Genomic DNA, 17,708 nt, shown 5'->3' on the forward strand with positions numbered 1-17,708 from the left:
GGCCCCGGCGGATCCCGCCGGGGCCCTCGTGCCGTGTGGCCGGTGTGCGTTCAGGACGCGGCCGGGCGCGCGGCCCGGTCCGCGATCGCCGAGCGCAGTTCCTCCGGACGACGGGTGCTCAGCACCCAGTAGGGCTCGTCCCGGTCCGCGCCGGGGACCTCGACCCGCACCAGCGGGCCCACCCAGGCCCGGTGCAGGACGTAGGCCTGCGGGTCCAGGTCGGGGCCCATCGCCTGCTGCTTGTCCCGGCGGGCCACGGTGTCGGTCACCCCGGCCGCCGACAGCGGGAGGACCCGGCCGTTGGACACCAGCTCCCCGTTGCGGACGGTGGTCCGGCTGCGCCCCGCCCACCACAGGACGCCCAGGCACAGCGGGATCATCACGACGTAGCCGATCCAGGACCGCAGCCCCGGATAGCCCATGTGGATCTGGGCGCCGAGCAGGGTGCCCAGGCCGAGGGCGAGCAGGTACCACCACACCGGGACGGACAACCGCTCGTCGAACGTAGTGGGGCCGGACGTCGCAGAGTCCGGCTCCGGAAGCCGATCGTTCACCCTTCTCAGGGTAGCGTCGCCCGCCGTGCCCGGTTCCGCCCCCGCTCCCCCGGACGATCCGCTGGTCGCACCGTCCGTCGACGTGCTGCTGACCCGGCTCGACCCCGGCGTCCCGCTGCCCGCCTACGCGCGCCCCGGGGACGCCGGTGCCGACCTCGTGACCACCACCGACGTCGAGATCGCTCCCGGTGAGCGTGTCCTCGTCGGCACCGGCGTCGCGATCGCCCTCCCCGAGGGCCACGCCGGGTTCGTGCACCCGCGCTCGGGGCTGGCCGCCCGCAGCGGGCTGTCGATCGTGAACGCGCCCGGCACCGTCGACTCCGGGTACCGCGGGGAGATCAAGGTCTGCCTGGTCAACCTGGATCCGCGCGAGCCGGTCCGGCTGCGCCGCGGTGACCGGATCGCCCAGCTCGTCGTCCAGCGGGTGGAGGCGGCCCGGTTCGTGGAGGTCGAGATGCTCCCCGAGTCCGTCCGCGGCACCGCGGGACACGGTTCCACCGGCGGCAACGCCGCCCTGACGACCGGGGGAGGGGACCGCTGATGCCGGGTCGCGCACGCGGGAAGATGTTCGACATCCAGCCCGAGCACGGGGTGGAGGACACCGGGACCGGGACCTACCCTGGCTACCCCGGTTACGGGGACTCCGACGTCGAGTCCTACGAGGAGTACGCGGAGCACTACGCGGCCGCCGACGCCCGGGGCGCCGCCCGTCCCGGCGGGCCCGCCGGTGACCGGCGTGCGCCGAACGGCTCGGCCCGCAACGGCGCACCCGCCCCGCGCGACGGCGGGCCGCCCGCCGCCCGGGGCCGGCGTCCCGCCGCGCCGCCGAACGGCCGCCCCGGTCCGTCCGGTCCGGTCCCGGCCGCCGACCCCGCGCCGACGGCCGCGGTCCGGGCGGTCCGCCCGGACCCGCGGGCCGCCCGGGGACCGGTGTCCGGGCGGCAGCCCGTGCCCGGCGCCTCCGGCCGGATGCGCACCGGCGAGCACGACGAGCGGGTCGCCGCCGACGGCCGCTGGGACGACGACGAGCCGCCGCTGCTGAGCCACCGCCCGGAGGGCGACGAGCCGGTCTACGCCCGGGACCGCACCCCGCAGGGCTTCGACGGGGGCGACCCCGACGACCCGCGCTGGGGCACCGGCCGCGCCGGCCACGGCGACCCGGACGACCTGGACGACCTGGACGAGGACGACGAGTCCTACGACGAGGACGAGTACGGCGTCGGCGACGCCCCGCTGTCGGTGCCCCCGCCCGGTAGCGGCGGCCGCCCGCTCGGCCCGGCCGACGTCGAGGAGCTGGACCCCTCGATGACCGACGCGCTCGCCCGCGTCGACCTGGGCGCGGTGCACGTCCCGGTGCCCTACGGCGCCGAGCTGAAGCTGGAGCCCGCGGACGCCGAGCGCCCGCAGGCCGTCCACCTGCTGCTCCCGGAGGGCCGGATCGCGGTCAGCGCGCTCGCCGCGCCGCGGTCCTCCGCGCTGTGGTCCGATCTCGCGGCCGAGATCGAGCAGTCGCTGCGCAAGGGCGGGGCCCGGGTGCGTTCGGCCCGCGGCGACTGGGGCCTCGAACTGCACGCCCGCACGGAGAACGCCGCCTCGGTGTTCGTCGGGTGCGACGGGCCCCGCTGGATGGTCTACGGCGTGGCGACGGCGTCGCTGGACACCGTCGAGGCGCTCGACGTGGAGCTGCGCCGGGTGCTGCGCGGGATCATCGTCGTCCGCGGCAAGTCGCCGTACCCGCCGCGGACGGTGCTGCCGCTGGAGCTCCCCGAGCACCTGCGGGAACAGCAGCCGGAGGTGGCGCCGCAGAAGCCGAGCATCACCGTCTCGGTGCCGCGCCCGGCCGACGAGCCGGCCGGCTCCGGGCCCGCGGCCCGCTCCCGCCCGGGCGGCCCGGACTCCGGTGCCGTGCCGGCGGCCCCGGGACCGGACACCGGCTCGCGTCCGGTGCCCGTGCCCGAGCGCCGTGCCCCGGCGCCGTCGCGGGCCCCGGTCGACGCCGGCGCCGATCCCGACACCCGCGCGCTGCCCTCGGTCCCGCGCCGACCGGCGGCCGGACCGGTTCCGGCCGAGGCGGCCGCCGAGCGCACCGCACTGGCCCGCCCGGTCCCGCCGGAGGACGCCGCCGAGCGCACGACGATCGCGCCCCTGCCCGCGGTCGACGCCGTCCGCCCGGACCGCGGCCGGACCGCGCGGCCGGACCGTGCGGCCGGTGCCGCCGCCGAGCGGCCGGATCGTGCCGCCCGGGGCGCGCGCCCCGCCCGGGCCGGGCGTGCCGAGCCCGCCGATCGCCGGACCGGTGCCGGCCGTACCGGTGCTGCGGACCGTCCTGCGGCGTCCCGCCGCCGTCTCGCGGAGACCGGCGAGCGGCCCGGCGCCGCCCCGGCCGCCCGGGCCGGTGCACCCGCCGGGCGCGGGCCCGGAACGACCGGGGAGCGCCCCGTCCCGGCGCCCGGTCCGGAGGAGCCCCGCACCGGCCCCGCCCCGGCGCAGCGCCGGGCACCGGGATCGACCTCCCGGCCGCGCCGGGCCGTGCCCGCCGCGGCGGTGGAGCCGGTCGACCCGGACCCGTTCACCGGGCGCATCCCGGAGCAGGCGGCCGAGGTCGCCGAGCCCCCCGTCCGCCGCGACCCGGCGGTCACCACGCTGTCGATGGCGGACCTGCTCGCCGGCGCCGGGAGCGACGACCGGGCCGAACCGGCCGAGCGGTCCGCCGCGACCACCGGCACCGGCCGCGGCCGTACCGGCGGCGCGGAGAGCGAGCCGGCGTTCGGTGCCGGTGAGCCGGCCGCGGCGGCGGCACCCGGTGGCCGGCGTTCCCGCCGCCGGGCCGACGACGAGCCGGCCCGCCGGCTCGACGCCGCGGCGCTGCTCGCCGGGCAGGACGACGAGCCGGAGCGGCCCGCCCGGCGCACCGGCCGGTCCGGGGCGCTCGCGATCGAGGACATCCCGCTGTCGGACGTGCCGCTCATGGAGGCGACCCTCGACCGCGAGCCCGAGCCCGAGCCCGAGCCCGAGCCCGAGCCGCAGCGGCAACGGCGTCGGCGGACCGAGCCCGAGGACGACTGGCTGTCCTCGGAGATCGCCGCCAGCCGCCGGGCCGGCCGGCACGGCAGCGGCACCTCGGTCGCCGATCTGCTCGCCTCCGCCGGGCTCGGTACCCCCGCCACCGGCCACCGCCACGACGACGCGGACGTCCTGGGCGCCGCGTCGCTGCCGGTGCGGCAGGCCGGCGCGTCCGGGACACGGACGTCCCGCGCGCACGACGAACCGTTCGGCGCCGCGGCCCCACGCCCGGACGAGGACCTGTTCGGCCCGGCCCGCGGCTGGGACGGCGACAGCGCCTTCGACACGTCGGCGAGCACGGTGCAGCCCGACTACCTGGCGGGTGGGCCCACCTCCGCCGACGAGGCCCGCAGTGCGCTGCAGGACCTGCTGCGCAGTGCGTCGGCCGGTCCGGCGGCGGACCCCGGCCCGGCCGATCCGCACGGCAGCGGCAACGGCAACGGCAACGAGGTCACCGGTCTCGCCGACTACCGGGCCAGCCGGGCCGCCGCCGGGCGACGCACCGGGCGGGCCGCGGACGACGATCCGGGCGGCCGCGCCGCAGCGGGGGGCCGGGACGCGTTCGGCGGCCCGGGCGCTTTCGGCGCGGACGGCGTCGACGACTCCTACGCGGGTGCCGACCCGGGGCGGGCGGCCGGGGGCTCCGGCCTGACCGGGCAGTGGTCGTCCGGCCGGCGCGCCGCGGCCGCCGATCCCCGCGATCTCGGCCGGCACCGGCGGGACTGACCGGACGGTCGCGATCCCGGCGTTCCGGGCATCGGGGCCCGGAACGCCCGCCGGTCGGCGGGGGGCCGACCGTCCGTCGCCGCCGCCGGACCGGTGCCCGCAACCGCTGTGCTGCGCGGCACCACGGCCGGTCCCGCGCGGGAACCGATCCGGGCCCGTCGCGCGTTACCCTGGGCAGCGCGTCACACGACACCCGTCGGGTCGCCACACGAGTGCGGGACACCGGACGGACCGGGGCCGCGCGGGCCGAGGAGAGACATGGGCAGCACGGATGGCGGGGCGTTCCGCCGGATGCTCCGCAAACTCACCAGCGACGTCGACGAACTCGACGCACGTGATCTCGCCGAGGACGTCGAGGAGACCGGCGCCCGGCCGGCCCGCGACTGCGCCTGCGGGGAGGAGGTCACGATGCTCGGCCGGATCCGCACCGTCGAGCTCTGCCCGCAGAGCGCCGAGGCCACGCTGAAGGCCGAGCTGTTCGACGGGACCGACGGCGTCACCCTGGTCTGGATGGGCCGGCGTCGCATCCCCGGTATCGAGGCCGGTCGCACCATGCGCGTCCGCGGGCGGCTGTCCGTCCGCGACGGGCGCAAGGTGCTCTACAACCCGTACTACGAGATCTGCCGCACCCAGTAACCGGTCGGACTCCGCTTGAGCGACGACCAGGACGCACCCACCACCCGGTTCCCGCGGATCGAGGCGACCCCGGAGGAGAGCACCGGCCCGATCGGCCGCCCCGTTCCCGCCGCGGAGGACGGGCCGCCCGCCGCGCCGACCATGCTGGAGCAGATGGGCGGGGTGACCGGCATCATCGCCTCGTCGGTCCCGGTCGTCGTGTTCGTCGTCGCGAACCTGCTCACCGAGCTCCGGACCGCGGTGTACGCCGCCGTCGGGGCCGGGATCGTCGTCCTGCTGGTGCGGCTGGTGCGCCGGGACCCGGTGATGCCGGCGATCTCCGGCCTGTTCGGGGTCGGTGTGTGCGCGCTGGTGGCGAACCAGACCGGCGAGGCCCGCGGGTTCTACCTGCCCGGCCTGCTCTACAGCGGTTTCCTCGGCCTCGTCGCGCTGGTGTCGATCGTGGTCCGCTGGCCGCTGGCCGGAGCGATCTGGCACGGCATCAACGGGCACGGCACCGAGTGGCGCGCCGACCCGCGGCTGGTCCGCGCCTACGGCTGGGCGACCGGCGTGTGGGCGGCGACGTTCCTCGCCAAGGTCGTCGTGCAGGGCGGGCTCTACCTGGCGAACTCCGAGACCTGGCTGGGCGTGGCCCGGCTGGTGATGGGCTACCCGCTGACGGCCGTGGCCATCCTGGCGACGGTCCTGATCGTCCGGCGGGTGCCCGCCCGCAGTGCTCCGGCAGGCCGTCCCGCCTGAGCGGCGTTCACGGCCGGGCCAGCGCGTCCCGGATCTCCTCCTCGACCGCGGCGGTCGCGACGAACAGCAGCTCGTCGCCGGGCTCCAGCGCGTCGTCCGGCTGCGGGACGATGACCCGGCCCCCGCGCAGGATCGTCACCAGCGCGGAGTCCGGCGGCAGCGTCACCGCGCGCACCGGGCGCCCCGCGAGCGGGGTGTCCTCGGGGAGCGTCACCTCGACCAGGTTCGCCTGTCCCTGCCGCAGGGTCAGCAGCCGCACCAGGTCCCCGACGGCGACGGCCTCCTCCACCAGCGCGGCGAGCAGCCGCGGGGTGGACACCGCGACGTCGACACCCCAGTTCTCGCCGAACAGCCACTCGTTGCGCGGGTCGTTCACCCGGGCGACGACGCGGCGTACCCCGAACTCGGTCTTGGCCAGCAGCGACACCACCAGGTTGACCTTGTCGTCACCGGTGGCGGCGATGACGACGTCGCACCCCTCGATCCCGGCGTCCTCCAGCGACGCGAGCTCGCACGCGTCGGCGTGCACCCACTCGGCCTCCGGGACGGCGTTCGGGTCGATGTGCCCCAGGTCCCGCTCGATCAGCATCACCCGGTGCCGGGACTCGGCCAGTTCCAGTGCGATGGACCGCCCGACGGCGCCCGCTCCCGCGATCGCGACCCGCATCTCAGTCCTCCTCGGGGGGTGCCGCGGCGGCCGCGGTCACGTCGCTGACCGTGCCGGAGATCGCCGACACGTAGACGGTGTCCTCGGCCTGCACGGTCGTCTCCCTGGTCGGCAGCACCCCGGTGCCGAAGCGGACGACGAAGGCGACCCGGGACCCGGTGGCCCGCTCCAGCTCGGCGACCGGGCGCCCGACCCACTCCTCGTGCAGCGGCAGCGGCAGCACCGCGACCGTCCCGGTGGGCTCGCGCCACGCGGTCGCGACGCCGTCCGGCAGCAGCATCCGCAGCAGGCGGTCGGTGGTCCACGGCACCGTCGCGACGGTCGGGATGCCGAGGCGCTCGTAGACCGCGGCCCGCTTGGCGTCGTAGATACGGGCGACGACCTTCTCGACGCCGTAGCTCTCCCGGGCCACCCGGGCGGCGATGATGTTGGAGTTGTCCCCCGAGGAGACGGCGGCGAACGCGTCCGCGCCGGTCAGCCCCGCCTCGTCGAGAACGCTGCGGTGGAAGCCGAAGCCGACGACCTGCCGCCCCCGGAAGTCCGGACCGAGCCTGCGGAACGCCTGCGGGTCCTGGTCGATCACCGCGACCTCGTGGCCGAGTCGCTCCAGGCCGGAGGCCAGGGAGGCGCCCACCCGGCCGCATCCCATGATCACGACGTTCATCGTGGAGTGGTCCTTCCCGCGGGCGCGGGCCCGGGATGTACGATTCGTCCTCGACGCGCCGCGTGTCTCCGGTGTCTGCCCCCGGGCGGCGTGGCGCGTACGGAGCGCAACGCTATCGCGTCCCCGTCGGGGGCGGGGCCTAGGCTGCGCACCGTGCCCAAGCTCGCTGTCGCACTCAAGCGACTCGTGGTCGGCCGGCCGCGGCGCAGCGACCGCCTGACCAGCACCCTCCTGCCGAAGCGGATCGCGCTCCCCATCTTCGCCTCGGACGCCATGTCCTCGGTCGCCTACGCGCCCGAGGAGATCTTCCTGACCCTGTCGGTGGCCGGTGTCGCGTCCTACGTGATGTCGCCGTGGATCGGGCTGGCGGTCGTCGTCGTGCTGCTCACGGTGGTTGCGAGCTACCGGCAGAACGTGCGGGCCTACCCGTCCGGCGGCGGGGACTACGAGGTGGTGACGGTCAACCTCGGCAAGAACGCCGGGCTGACCGTGGCGTCCGCCCTGCTGGTCGACTACACCCTCACGGTGGCGGTCTCCATCTCCGCCGCGGCGGCCAACATCGGCGCGCTCCTGCCGTTCGTCGCCGAGCACAAGGTGCTGTTCGCGGTGTCGGCGATCGCCGTGCTCACCGCGATCAACCTGCGCGGCATCCGCGAGTCCGGCACCGCGTTCGCGATCCCCGTCTACGCGTTCGTGCTCGGGGTCGGCACGATGATCATCTGGGGGCTGACCCGGATCCTGATCCTGGGCGACGACGTCCGCGCGGCCAGCGCCGACCTCGACCTCGTCGCCGAGGGCGACGCCTACACCGGGCTCGCGCTCGTCCTGCTCGTCCTGCGGTCGTTCACCCAGGGCGCGGCCGCGCTGACCGGGGTCGAGGCGATCTCGAACGGGGTCCCGGCGTTCCGCAAGCCGAAGTCGCGCAACGCGGCGACCACGTTGCTGCTGCTCGGCGGCATGTCGGTGACGCTGTTCATGGGGCTGGTCGCGCTGGCCCAGCTGACCGGGGTGCAGATCGCCGAGGATCCGGTCCGCCAGTTCCCGGACGCGCCGCCCGGCTACCAGCAGCAGACGATGGTCGCCCAGCTCGCGTCCGCGGTGTTCGAGGACTTCCGGCCCGGCTACTTCTTCGTGATCGTGATGACGGCACTGATCCTGGTGCTGGCCGCGAACACCGCGTTCAACGGGTTCCCGGTGCTCGGCTCGATCCTCTCCCAGGACCGCTACCTGCCCCGCCAGCTGCACACCCGGGGCGACCGGCTGGCGTTCTCCAACGGCATCCTGCTGCTGGCGCTGTTCGCGATCGGTCTGGTCGTCGGGTTCCAGGCCGAGGTCACCCGGCTGATCCCGCTCTACACCGTCGGGGTGTTCGTCTCCTTCACGCTGTCCCAGATGGGCATGGTGCGGCACTGGAACCGGGAGCTGGCCCTCGGGCCGGAGACCCCGCAGCGCCGCCGGATCCGGCGGTCGCAGGCGATCAACGCGTTCGGCGCCGGCATGACCGGTGTCGTGCTGGTCACGGTGCTGATCACGAAGTTCACCCTGGGCGCGTGGATCGCGATCGTGGCGATGGCCGGCTTCTTCGTCCTCATGCGCGGCATCCAGCTGCACTACGACCGGGTCGCGGCCGCGCTGGTCGCCGACGCGACCGACGACGTCCTGCCCTCGCGCAACCACGCGGTCGTGCTGGTGTCCACCCTGCACAAGCCGACGCTGCGGGCACTGGCCTACGCCAGGGCCACCCGGCCGGACATCCTCGAGGCGGTGACGGTCAACGTCGACGACACCGAGACCAAGAAGCTGGTCGAGCAGTGGCACCTGCGTAAACTGCCGGTCCCGCTCAAGGTCGTGGAGTCGCCGTACCGGGAGATCACCCGCCCGGTGCTGGACTACGTCAAGCGGATCCGGTCGGACTCGCCGCGCAACGTGGTGACCGTCTACATCCCGGAGTACGTCGTCGGACACTGGTGGGAGCAGGTCTTGCACAACCAGAGCGCACTGCGGCTCAAGTCGCGGTTGCTGTTCCAGCCCGGGGTGATGGTGACCAGCGTGCCGTGGCAGCTGCCGTCGTCGTCGCGCACCAGGGCGCTGTCCCCGCTGAACGCGCCCGGCGCGTCCCGGCGCGGCTACCCCGGCCTCGAGCAGCTGCCCGGCGAGCAGCGCGACGGTGGCACAGCGACCACCGCCGGAGCCCGCCGTGCCCCGGAGGACGGCCGATGAGCACCGTCCCCGCCGCGGACTGGACCGACCGGATGCTGGAGCTGACCGTCGGGCCGGTCGCGCACGGCGGGCACTGCGTCGCCCGGGCCGGTGAGGACGGCCTGGCGGCCGACGACGGCCGGGTCGTGTTCGTCCGGCACGCGCTGCCCGGCGAGCGGGTCCGGGCCGTCGTCACCGACGACCCCGGCGGCGCGTTCTGCCGGGCCGACACGGTCGACGTCCTCGCGCCGTCACCGGACCGGGTCGAGCCCGGCTGTGTCTGGTCCGGTCCCGGCGGGTGCGGCGGCTGCGACTTCCAGCACGCGACCCCCGCGGCGCAGCGCGCGCTCAAGACGTCCGTGCTGCGCGAGCAGCTCGCCCGGCTGGCAGGTGCGGCCGCGCCCGGCTCCCGGGTGGCGTTCGTCGAGGAGCTGCCCGGCGGACCGCTCGGCTGGCGGACCCGGGTCCGGCTCGCCGTGGACGACGCCGGTGTCCCCGGCCTGCGCGCGCACCGCAGCCACGACGTCTGCGAGATCGCGGACTGCCCGCTGGTGCCGCACGGTGCGCTCGAGCCCGTGCTCGAACGGCGGTTCCGGCCGGAGTCCGAGGTCGACGTGACCGTCGGTGAGGACGGCGCGGCCCGGGTCGGGGCCGGTGCCGTCGTGACCGCCGCGGGCCGGACCTGGGAGCTGTCGGCCGGCACGTTCTGGCAGGTGCACCCGGCGCTGGCCGACACGCTCGCCGGGGTCGTCGCCGACTGGGCGGACGCACCGCGCGGGGGAGTGGCGTGGGACCTCTACGGCGGTGTCGGGCTGCTCGGATCCGTGCTCGCCGACCAGGTCGGCCCGGACGGGACGGTACTGGTGGTGGAGTCCTCGCCGACCGCGGTCGCCGACGGTGCGGCCGCGCTGGCCGACCTGGGCCAGGTGGGGTTCGTGCAGGGCCGGGCCGAACGGGAGATCGGCCGGTTGCGGCCCGCACCGGACGTCGTGGTCACCGATCCGCCGCGTTCCGGGCTGGGCCGGGCGACGGTCCGCGCGCTCGCCGACCGCGGTCCGAGCCGGATCGTGCACGTCGCCTGCGACCCGGCGGCGCTCGGCCGTGACCTCGCCCTGTTCGCCGGTGCCGGGTACCGGGTCGGCGCGCTGCGCGCGTTCGACGCGTTCCCGATGACCCACCACATGGAGGCCGCGGTGCTGCTGGAGCGGGACGACCGGTGATCACCGTCGCCCAGCTCTCCGATCTGCACCTCGGGGCGCCGGGCAACGGCGAGCGGGCGGCACGGGCCGTCGCGGGCGCCCGGGCGCTCGGCGCCGATCTGCTGCTCGTCACCGGGGACGTCGCGGAGCACGGCGCACCGGAGGAGTACGAGCAGGCCGCCGAGCTGCTCGACGTGGCCGACGTGCACCTGGTGCCCGGCAACCACGACGACCGCACGGCGATGGTCGCGGCGTTCGGCCCGGTGGGGCACCGGCGGCTGCGCCGGGGCGGGGCGAACGTCGTGCTCCTCGACTCGCTGGTCGCCGGGGCCGCGGAGGGCGCGCTGTCCGACGACGGGATCGAGCTGCTCGCCGGGGCGGCAGGGGATCCGGCGCCGCTGCTGGTCGCCCTGCACCACCCGCCGGTACCGCTCGGGCACCCGTTCATGGACGGGATCCGGCTGCTCGACGCCGGGCCGTTCACCGCGGTGCTCGCCACCCGGACCGGGCCGGCCATGGTCGTCTGCGGCCACGTGCACCGCGCGCTGACGACGACGGTCGCCGGGCACCCGCTCGTCGTCGCCCCGTCGGTGGCGCCCGCGGTCCGGTTCCCCGGGGAGCCGGGCGAGGGGTTCGCGCTCCCGGACTCGGTGCCCGGTGGCGCGGTGCACGTGCTGGGGGACGGCCCGCCACGCACCCGGTTCCTCACCTGGCCGTGAGCACCGGCCCGGCTCCCGGACAGGACCGGCGGATGGCTAGAGTGACGAGCGCGTCGGCGGGCCGATCGCAGCAGGCCCCTGTAGCCCAATCGGCAGAGGCGATGGACTCAAAATCCATACAGTGTGGGTTCGAATCCCACCGGGGGCACAACTACATCGACACGCGGGGCCGATCGGCGAGCACGTCGCCCAGGAGCCGCTCGGTGTCGTCGAGGTGGTCGAGCAGCGTCCCGGCTGCGACGTGGCGGGCGAGCCAGAACCGGTCGAGATCGGGCTGGAACGCCGCCGGTCCCAGGTAGTGCTGCGTGACGCCGTAGAGGCTGGTCAGCAGCTGGACGAGCGCGACCCTGGCACAGGCGGCCACGTCGGCGTCGCGCACCGCGGGGTTGGTCCGCAGGTACGCCGTGACGAAGGTCCGCGCGCTGCCCGGCCAGTCACGGCCGGGACCGACCTGATGCGGGTAGAACGCCATGCGTCCGAGGTCGTAGGCGGGCAGGAACGGTTCGGGCGGGCCGAAGTCGAGTACCGCGGTGAGCCGATCGCCGTCGAAGAGCAGGTTGACCGGGCTGAAGTCGCCGTGCACGACCTGCGTGCTCAACCCGGCCGGCAGCCCGTCGAGCAGCGCGGGGAGGTGATCGAGCATCGCGCGCCGCTCGACGAGCGTCCGCTCCGCGGCGTCGTCGAACCCGTCGCGTTCGCCGGACCCGGTCCGGGCCGAGATCCTCGCGAGCAGCGTGTCGATCCGTGCCCGCAGTGCACCGGGATCGATCCGGAACCAGGCATCGGTGTGCGGGGAGGGCTCGCTGCTCCCGGGTAGCGCGGCGAAGGCGGCGTGGATGCGGCCCAGGGCGCTGCCGGCTTCGGTGAGCCGGCGGGAGCCGAGCAACGGGGCGACCGATCCCGGGATCCACCGCCACACCGACAGACCGGCCGCGGTGTCGAGCAGGGCGCCGTCGACGTTGCGGATCACCGGCGCCACCGGGACCCCGTGCCGGGCGGCGAGCTCGGACGACGCGATCGCGCGTTCCTCGCGGGCGAGGTCGGCGTGGCCGGGATAGCACGTGACGAAGATCCGGCGCCGGTCGGTGGTGCTGACCCGGTAGTTCGTCGTGCTCTGCCCGAGCAGCACCCGGTCCACGGCGCGGGCGATCGTGCCGTAGCGCTGAGCCAGTACGGCGATCACCTCGTCGGCGGAGCAGGCGGCGTCGGTGCCGAGCACCCAGCCACCTCATCACGACGGCGCCCGCAGCCGCCATTCCCTGCATGCCATCCACGAGGCACCGGAACACTCCCGGACGACCGCGATCCACTCCACGAGCGGCCCCCCGCCCACCCGCGGTCGCCCCGAGCACCCCGGAGCGGCCCGCGCACCTCGCAGCGGTGTGCCGCGCCCGTCGGGCGGATGCGGCACACCGGAGCGGGGCGCACGATCGGCATGCGGGCGCGGCCGGCGTCGAGGGACCGGGGTGGGCGGCGGAACCCGGCGCGCGTCCGTACCGGCGATGCCCGGCGGGGTCCGGATCCCCGGTGCCGAGATGCACGTGGGCGGGGTCCCGGCACCGGGCCCAGCCCGCTGTGACGCATCTCGGCGCGAGGAACCGCGCGATGGGACCGGCGTGCTGGACCCGCCGGGATGGGTCCGGCACGCCGAGCGGGTGCGCGACAGCCGGGCCGGGGCGTGTCGACGCGCCGTCGTCGTACCAGGAGCAAGGGGCTGCGGCAGGAGTGGAGAGCCGTGGCCCCGTCGAGCTCGCCGGAACCCGCCGCCGCCGTGCCGGGCAACGACCGGGCATGCAGGGCCGTCGCGATCTCCATACAGCTGCTGGCTTATTACAGTGGATGTCTAATTATAGTCGATGTAGGATTCTGCTCCGCCCATGATCGTCCGCGTGCTCCGGTGCGCGGCGGAAGGAGATCCGCCTTGTCGCGCAGCAGAATCGGTGCCGTCGTCACAGCCGCGGCAGCGGCCGTCCTCGCCGTCGTCGCGGTACCGGCCGCGGAGCCGGTCGACACGCCGGTCCGGGCGGTCGCGCAGCTGGCGCCCGCCGACACCCACCGGGGCGGCGGCTCGTGCATCAACTGGTCGTGGGCCGACGGGAACGTCAGCACCACGATCTACTTCAACAACCACTGCGCGTCCGCGCGCTGGCTCGAGGTCGGCCGCAACCACCAGTACTGGCCCAAGTGCATCAAGGTGAACGGCAACACCAAGGGCAACAAGCGGATCTGGGACTCCACGCCGACCTACGTCCACGAGAAGGCCCACTGCACCCAGCAGCGCGGCTGACCGCGGGATCGGCCGCCGCCACCGGGCCCGTCCCCACGGCGGGGCCGCGAGCTCTCTCCGGTGTCCGGACCTCCTCGATGTTCGTGGGGCGGGAGGAGAAGCGCAGCAGCTCCCCGGGACGGCCGGTCGGGGAGTGGAGGATCGTGCCCGACGAGCCGACCGAACGCTTTCTCGCGATTCCGGGACGTGCATCGGATCTGCGTGGTCAATCGCTTCGGAAGGTGGCGCGCGACCGGAGGGATCCGGCGGCCGGGCAGTGGACGCCGTGTCGTGGCCGGGTAGGACGGGCGACGGCTGGTCCGCCCCGTGTCGCTCCGCCGCCGACCGGCCACCGTCGCCGCCGGGGGAGGGGCCGGGGATCCGGTGCGGCGCGCCGACCGGGCCCGGCCCGCCGGTCGGCCGGAGCGGCGCGCCCGTGGAAGTGCTCGCCCACGAGCGTGTTTCCGCACACGAAAGGCCGAAGGAGTTCGGTCGTGCACGGCCGCGCCGGTAGCCTGGGGGTTCCCGGTCGCACAGCCCGTACGTTCGTAAGGAGACCCCGGTGACCGACAACGTTCCCGCAGAGACGCCGGCCGACGACGGCCCGCAGCCCGGGTGGCGGGTGCTGGTCGTCGAGGACGAGGCACTGATCCGCATGGACCTCGCCGAGATGCTCTCCGAGGAGGGCTACCAGATCGCCGGTGAGGCCGGCGACGGCGAGGCGGCCATCACCCAGGCCCGCGACCTGAAGCCGGACCTGGTGATCATGGACGTCAAGATGCCCAAGAAGGACGGCATCGAGGCGGCGGCCGTGATCGTCGAGGAGAAGATCGCTCCCGTCGTCATGCTGACCGCGTTCAGCCAGCGCGACCTCATCGAGCGCGCCCGTGACGCCGGCGCGATGGCCTACCTCGTCAAGCCGTTCGCGCGCCACGAGCTGGTCCCGGCGATCGAGCTCGCGGTGTCCCGCTTCGCGGAGAAGCGCGCCCTGGAGGACGAGGTCGCCTCGCTCAACGAGCGCTTCGAGACCCGCAAGGTCGTCGACCGGGCCAAGGGCCTGCTGATGACGCACCAGAAGATGTCCGAGCCGGAGGCGTTCCGCTGGATCCAGCGGACCGCCATGGACCGCAGGACGACGATGAAGGCGGTCGCCGACGCCGTCGTCGACGGGCTGGCCACCGCCAAGTCCTCCTGATCACCGATCCCCGTGGGCCCCGCCGCGTCCTGCGCGGCGGGGCCCACGTGTGTGCGCCCCATCGCTCGAACGGGTGGAAACGTTACGGTTTCCGTTGTGTCGAATGGGTGTCGATCCCGGTTCGTTGCGGTTCGTCGTGCAACAGAATCATCACCCACGGTGGCCTGCTGATTCCCCAAAAGCATGGTTCGTGTCATCGATGGGTCGAATCATCACATTCATGTCACGAGCGGTGACCGGCCCACAATTCCTGGTTCGCGCGTACTAGTGCCTCGTCAGGCAACGTTGGGTAGGTAATCCGGCCTGCGGATCTTGGACTCGGGCGCGAAGTGTTTCTTGGGTCGGGCGTGGCGGTTGGCCCAGCGGATGTAGCCGGCGATCGCGGCTTCCTGGGCGGTGTGGGAGGGGTAGTCGCTGCCGTCGAGGGTGAAGTAGCGCAGCGCGGTGAACTCCGACTCGATCCAGTTCAGCCAGGACGCGTTCGTGGGGGTGAGCACCAGCTCGACGTCGTGGTCGTGGCACCAGTGCGCGACATCGGTGCGCAGGTGCGGGGAGAAGTTGTCGCAGACCACGTGCAGACCGCCGGTGGGGAAACGGCGGCGCAGCTGGCGGAGGAAGTCGAGGAACTCGCGGCCGCGTTTGCGGTCACGGAGCCGGTAGAACAGCTGCCCGGAGGCCAGGTCCAGACCGGCGAACATGTGCCGGACCCCGCTGTGACGGCTATAGGTGGCCCGTAGCCGGGCCGGGCGCCGGATCGGGAACCAGCCCCGACCGGGGCGGGGCAGCAGGTTCAGCGGCCCGAACTCATCGACACAGATCACCCGCGCACCCGGTTCGAGGCGACCGTCGGCGGCGCGGTCGTAGAGGTCGAGGATCCGGTTCATCTTCTCCACGAACCGCGGGTCCCGGCTGGCCTTCCAGGTCTTCGTGGCCTGCCAGCGGACCCCGGCGTCACGCAGGACCTGGCGGACGGTCTCGACGCTGATCACGACCCGGTGTGCGGCGGCGAGGTGTTCGACCAGCTTGGCCAGGCTCCAGGTGGTGAACGGCAACCCGACCTGCTGGGGCGGGGTGCGAGCGACCCGGCAGATCAGCTCACGGACGTGGGGACCGAACCTACGGGGTCGGCCCCCGCTCCATTTTGGGTCCAAAGCGGCGAAGCCCTGCTGGTTGAACGCGTGGATCACCTCCCGCGCGTACTGCGGCTTCGCCGCGAACATCATCGCGGCCTCGGTCGCGGTCCGGCCCTGCACCGAGGCCAGCACGATCCCCGCCCGCCGCAACCGGACCCGGTCCCGCGCCGTGCGCGTGATCCTGACCAATCGCTGGGCCTCGTCCGGGGTCAGTCCCCGGACGAACACCTCCGGCTGTCGCGCCACGGCCATCACCTCCGGCGCACAGCCTCCTGCGCCAGACCGGGACGGATCAAGCCGACACGATTACGTCCCCAACGTTCCCGGACGCGGCACTAGTTTTTCGGCCATCCTCCCGCGCTACGTCGACGGTGGGGGGCGGTCGAAGGGGAACTCGTATGACGCGATCAACGTGGCGACTCGTCGCTCTGGCCGGAGCGGCGTCGCTGGTCCTGGCCGGCTGCGGCGGCGGAGGTGGGGACGCCGGAGCGGGCGGGGAGGCCGGGGGTGGCGAGACTCCCGCGGCCGGTGCCGAGTGCACCCCGCCGCAGGCGCAGGCGACCGGCTCGCCCAGCACCTCGCCGCTGAAGATCGGCTCGTTGCTGCCGGAGACCGGCAGCCTGGCCTTCCTCGGCCCGCCGGAGTTCGCCGGCATCGAGGTGGCGGTGAAGGAGATCAACGAGGCCGGTGGTGTGCTCGGCAACCCGATCGAGCACCTGCGCGGTGACTCCGGTGACGACACCACCGACATCGCGAACCAGACCGTCGACCGGCACCTCGCCGCCGGCACCCAGGTGATCGTCGGCGCGGCCGCGTCCGGCGTCTCCAAGCTCGTCATCGACAAGGTGACCGGCGCCGGGGTGGTCCAGTTCTCCCCGGCGAACACCTCCGACGAGTTCACCTGCTGGCAGGACGGCGGGCTGTACTTCCGGACGGCGCCGCCGGACGTCCTGCAGGCGCAGGCGCTCGCCCAGCTGATCACCTCCGACGGCGGCCAGCGGGTCAGCATCCTCGCCCGCAACGACCCGTACGGTGCCGGTCTCGCCGAGAACGCCGTGCAGAACCTGGTCTCGGCCGGCATCCCGCAGGACCAGATCCAGAAGCTGATCTACGACCCGAACGCGGCGTCGTTCAACCCGGAGATCGACCAGGTCGCGCAGTTCAACCCGGACTCCGTCGCGGTGATCGGGTTCGACGAGTCGAAGCGGATCATCACCCGGATGAGCGAGGTCCAGATCGGGCCGGCCCAGAAGGGCGTCTACGGCACCGACGGCAACATGGGCAACGCGCTGGGCGAGGGCCTGCCGGCGGGCCTGCTGAACGGCATGAAGGGCACCACGCCGCTCACCGAGCTCTCCGGGGACTTCGAGCAGCGCCTGCGGACCCAGGACCCGGCGCTGACCGACGTGAACTACGCCGGTGAGTCCTACGACGCGGTCATGATCTCCGCGCTGGCCGCCGAGGCCGGCAAGTCCACCAACGGGGCGGACATCGGCACCCAGATGAACGGGATCACCAAGGACGGCGAGAAGTGCACCACGTTCGCCGCCTGCAAGGAGATCCTGGACCGCGGGGGTGACGTCGACTACGACGGCGTCACCGGCACCCTGGACTTCACCGACGCCGGTGAGCCCGGCTCCGGTTCCTACGGCGTGCTGACCTTCACGCCGGAGAACACCCTCGGCGACGACACCACCTACATCAAGGTGGGCGCTCAGGGCTGAGCCACCCGGCACGACGTTCGGAGGGGCGGGTCGCCACGGCGGCCCGCCCCTCCGGCGTTCCCGGGCCCGGCCGTGCCCGCCGGGCGACGCCACCGTGGCCCGCGGAGCCGGGCCGTCCCGCCACCGCGCGACGAGCCGCCCCGGCACCGGGCCGGACGACCGAGGTGTCCGGCCGGGCCGGGAACGGCGACGGCCCCGCCCCCGCGGTGTGCGGGAACGGGGCCG

The 17,708-nt window shown here is 74.5% G+C and carries 15 protein-coding genes and 1 tRNA gene; 11 read left to right on the top strand and 5 right to left on the bottom strand.

All coding sequences use genetic code 11. The features are described from left to right. Nucleotides 1-50 precede the first annotated feature (50 nt). Nucleotides 51-554 carry a DUF3093 domain-containing protein gene (locus AFB00_RS23370; protein WP_083275781.1) on the bottom strand — a complete coding sequence of 168 codons (504 nt, stop codon included), beginning with the start codon at nt 552-554 and terminating at the stop codon, nt 51-53. Between the two features lie 25 nt (nt 555-579). Here AFB00_RS23370 and dut point away from each other — a divergent pair, with 25 nt between their 5' ends. The 4 genes from dut (at nt 580) to AFB00_RS23390 (ending at nt 5,717) form a co-directional block, all read left to right on the top strand. Continuing rightward, complete coding sequence (dut, locus tag AFB00_RS23375) at nt 580-1,095, top strand: dUTP diphosphatase (protein WP_197519635.1); 516 nt, start codon at nt 580-582, stop codon at nt 1,093-1,095. Next, nucleotides 1,095-4,343 carry a DUF3710 domain-containing protein gene (locus AFB00_RS23380; protein ID WP_068798980.1) on the top strand — a complete coding sequence of 1,083 codons (3,249 nt, stop codon included), beginning with the start codon at nt 1,095-1,097 and terminating at the stop codon, nt 4,341-4,343. The genes dut and AFB00_RS23380 overlap by 1 nt, the downstream gene beginning before the upstream one ends. 258 nt (nt 4,344-4,601) lie before the next feature. Next, nucleotides 4,602-4,979 (top strand): OB-fold nucleic acid binding domain-containing protein, encoded by a 378-nt coding sequence (locus AFB00_RS23385; RefSeq protein ID WP_068798981.1) that lies wholly within the window; start codon nt 4,602-4,604, stop codon nt 4,977-4,979. A 15-nt stretch (nt 4,980-4,994) separates the two neighbouring features. Continuing rightward, a complete protein-coding gene (locus AFB00_RS23390; protein WP_068798982.1) occupies nt 4,995-5,717 on the top strand; it encodes a DUF3159 domain-containing protein in 723 nt (240 codons plus the stop codon). Nucleotides 5,718-5,724: 7 nt separating this feature from the next. Here AFB00_RS23390 and AFB00_RS23395 read toward each other — a convergent pair whose 3' ends face one another. Then, on the bottom strand, nt 5,725-6,384 hold the full coding sequence (locus tag AFB00_RS23395; protein ID WP_068798983.1) for a potassium channel family protein: 660 nt from the start codon (nt 6,382-6,384) through the stop codon (nt 5,725-5,727). A 1-nt stretch (nt 6,385) separates the two neighbouring features. Further along, nucleotides 6,386-7,048, bottom strand: a complete 663-nt coding sequence (locus tag AFB00_RS23400) for a potassium channel family protein (RefSeq protein ID WP_068798984.1) — start codon at nt 7,046-7,048, stop codon at nt 6,386-6,388. A 153-nt stretch (nt 7,049-7,201) separates the two neighbouring features. Here AFB00_RS23400 and AFB00_RS23405 point away from each other — a divergent pair, with 153 nt between their 5' ends. The 4 genes from AFB00_RS23405 (at nt 7,202) to AFB00_RS23420 (ending at nt 11,313) form a co-directional block, all read left to right on the top strand. Next, nucleotides 7,202-9,268, top strand: a complete 2,067-nt coding sequence (locus AFB00_RS23405) for an APC family permease (RefSeq protein WP_068798985.1) — start codon at nt 7,202-7,204, stop codon at nt 9,266-9,268. Beyond that, entirely contained in the window at nt 9,265-10,467 is a 1,203-nt protein-coding gene (locus AFB00_RS23410) for a class I SAM-dependent RNA methyltransferase (RefSeq protein ID WP_068798986.1), read from the top strand. The genes AFB00_RS23405 and AFB00_RS23410 overlap by 4 nt, the downstream gene beginning before the upstream one ends. Beyond that, nucleotides 10,464-11,165 carry a metallophosphoesterase gene (locus AFB00_RS23415; protein ID WP_068798987.1) on the top strand — a complete coding sequence of 234 codons (702 nt, stop codon included), beginning with the start codon at nt 10,464-10,466 and terminating at the stop codon, nt 11,163-11,165. The genes AFB00_RS23410 and AFB00_RS23415 overlap by 4 nt, the downstream gene beginning before the upstream one ends. A 74-nt stretch (nt 11,166-11,239) precedes the next feature. Next, nucleotides 11,240-11,313, top strand: a tRNA-Leu gene (locus AFB00_RS23420). A gap of 3 nt (nt 11,314-11,316) precedes the next feature. On the opposite strand, the gene AFB00_RS23425 is transcribed toward AFB00_RS23420, so the two are convergent. Further along, nucleotides 11,317-12,384 carry a phosphotransferase enzyme family protein gene (locus AFB00_RS23425; RefSeq protein WP_068798988.1) on the bottom strand — a complete coding sequence of 356 codons (1,068 nt, stop codon included), beginning with the start codon at nt 12,382-12,384 and terminating at the stop codon, nt 11,317-11,319. Nucleotides 12,385-13,086: 702 nt separating this feature from the next. Here AFB00_RS23425 and AFB00_RS23430 point away from each other — a divergent pair. Both AFB00_RS23430 and AFB00_RS23435 read left to right on the top strand, forming a co-directional pair. Continuing rightward, entirely contained in the window at nt 13,087-13,452 is a 366-nt protein-coding gene (locus AFB00_RS23430) for a hypothetical protein (protein ID WP_068798989.1), read from the top strand. A 541-nt stretch (nt 13,453-13,993) separates the two neighbouring features. Further along, nucleotides 13,994-14,626 carry an ANTAR domain-containing response regulator gene (locus tag AFB00_RS23435; RefSeq protein WP_068798990.1) on the top strand — a complete coding sequence of 211 codons (633 nt, stop codon included), beginning with the start codon at nt 13,994-13,996 and terminating at the stop codon, nt 14,624-14,626. Between the two features lie 275 nt (nt 14,627-14,901). Here AFB00_RS23435 and AFB00_RS23440 read toward each other — a convergent pair whose 3' ends face one another. After that, nucleotides 14,902-16,005, bottom strand: coding sequence for an IS630 family transposase (locus AFB00_RS23440; protein ID WP_083275996.1), 1,104 nt, complete (start codon nt 16,003-16,005; stop codon nt 14,902-14,904). A gap of 152 nt (nt 16,006-16,157) precedes the next feature. On the opposite strand from AFB00_RS23440, the gene AFB00_RS23445 reads away from it, so the two are divergent. Beyond that, on the top strand, nt 16,158-17,483 hold the full coding sequence (locus AFB00_RS23445; protein ID WP_068798991.1) for an ABC transporter substrate-binding protein: 1,326 nt from the start codon (nt 16,158-16,160) through the stop codon (nt 17,481-17,483). Nucleotides 17,484-17,708: the final 225 nt, after the last annotated feature.

This window comes from Pseudonocardia sp. HH130630-07 (assembly GCF_001698125.1).
GTDB lineage: Bacteria > Actinomycetota > Actinomycetes > Mycobacteriales > Pseudonocardiaceae > Pseudonocardia.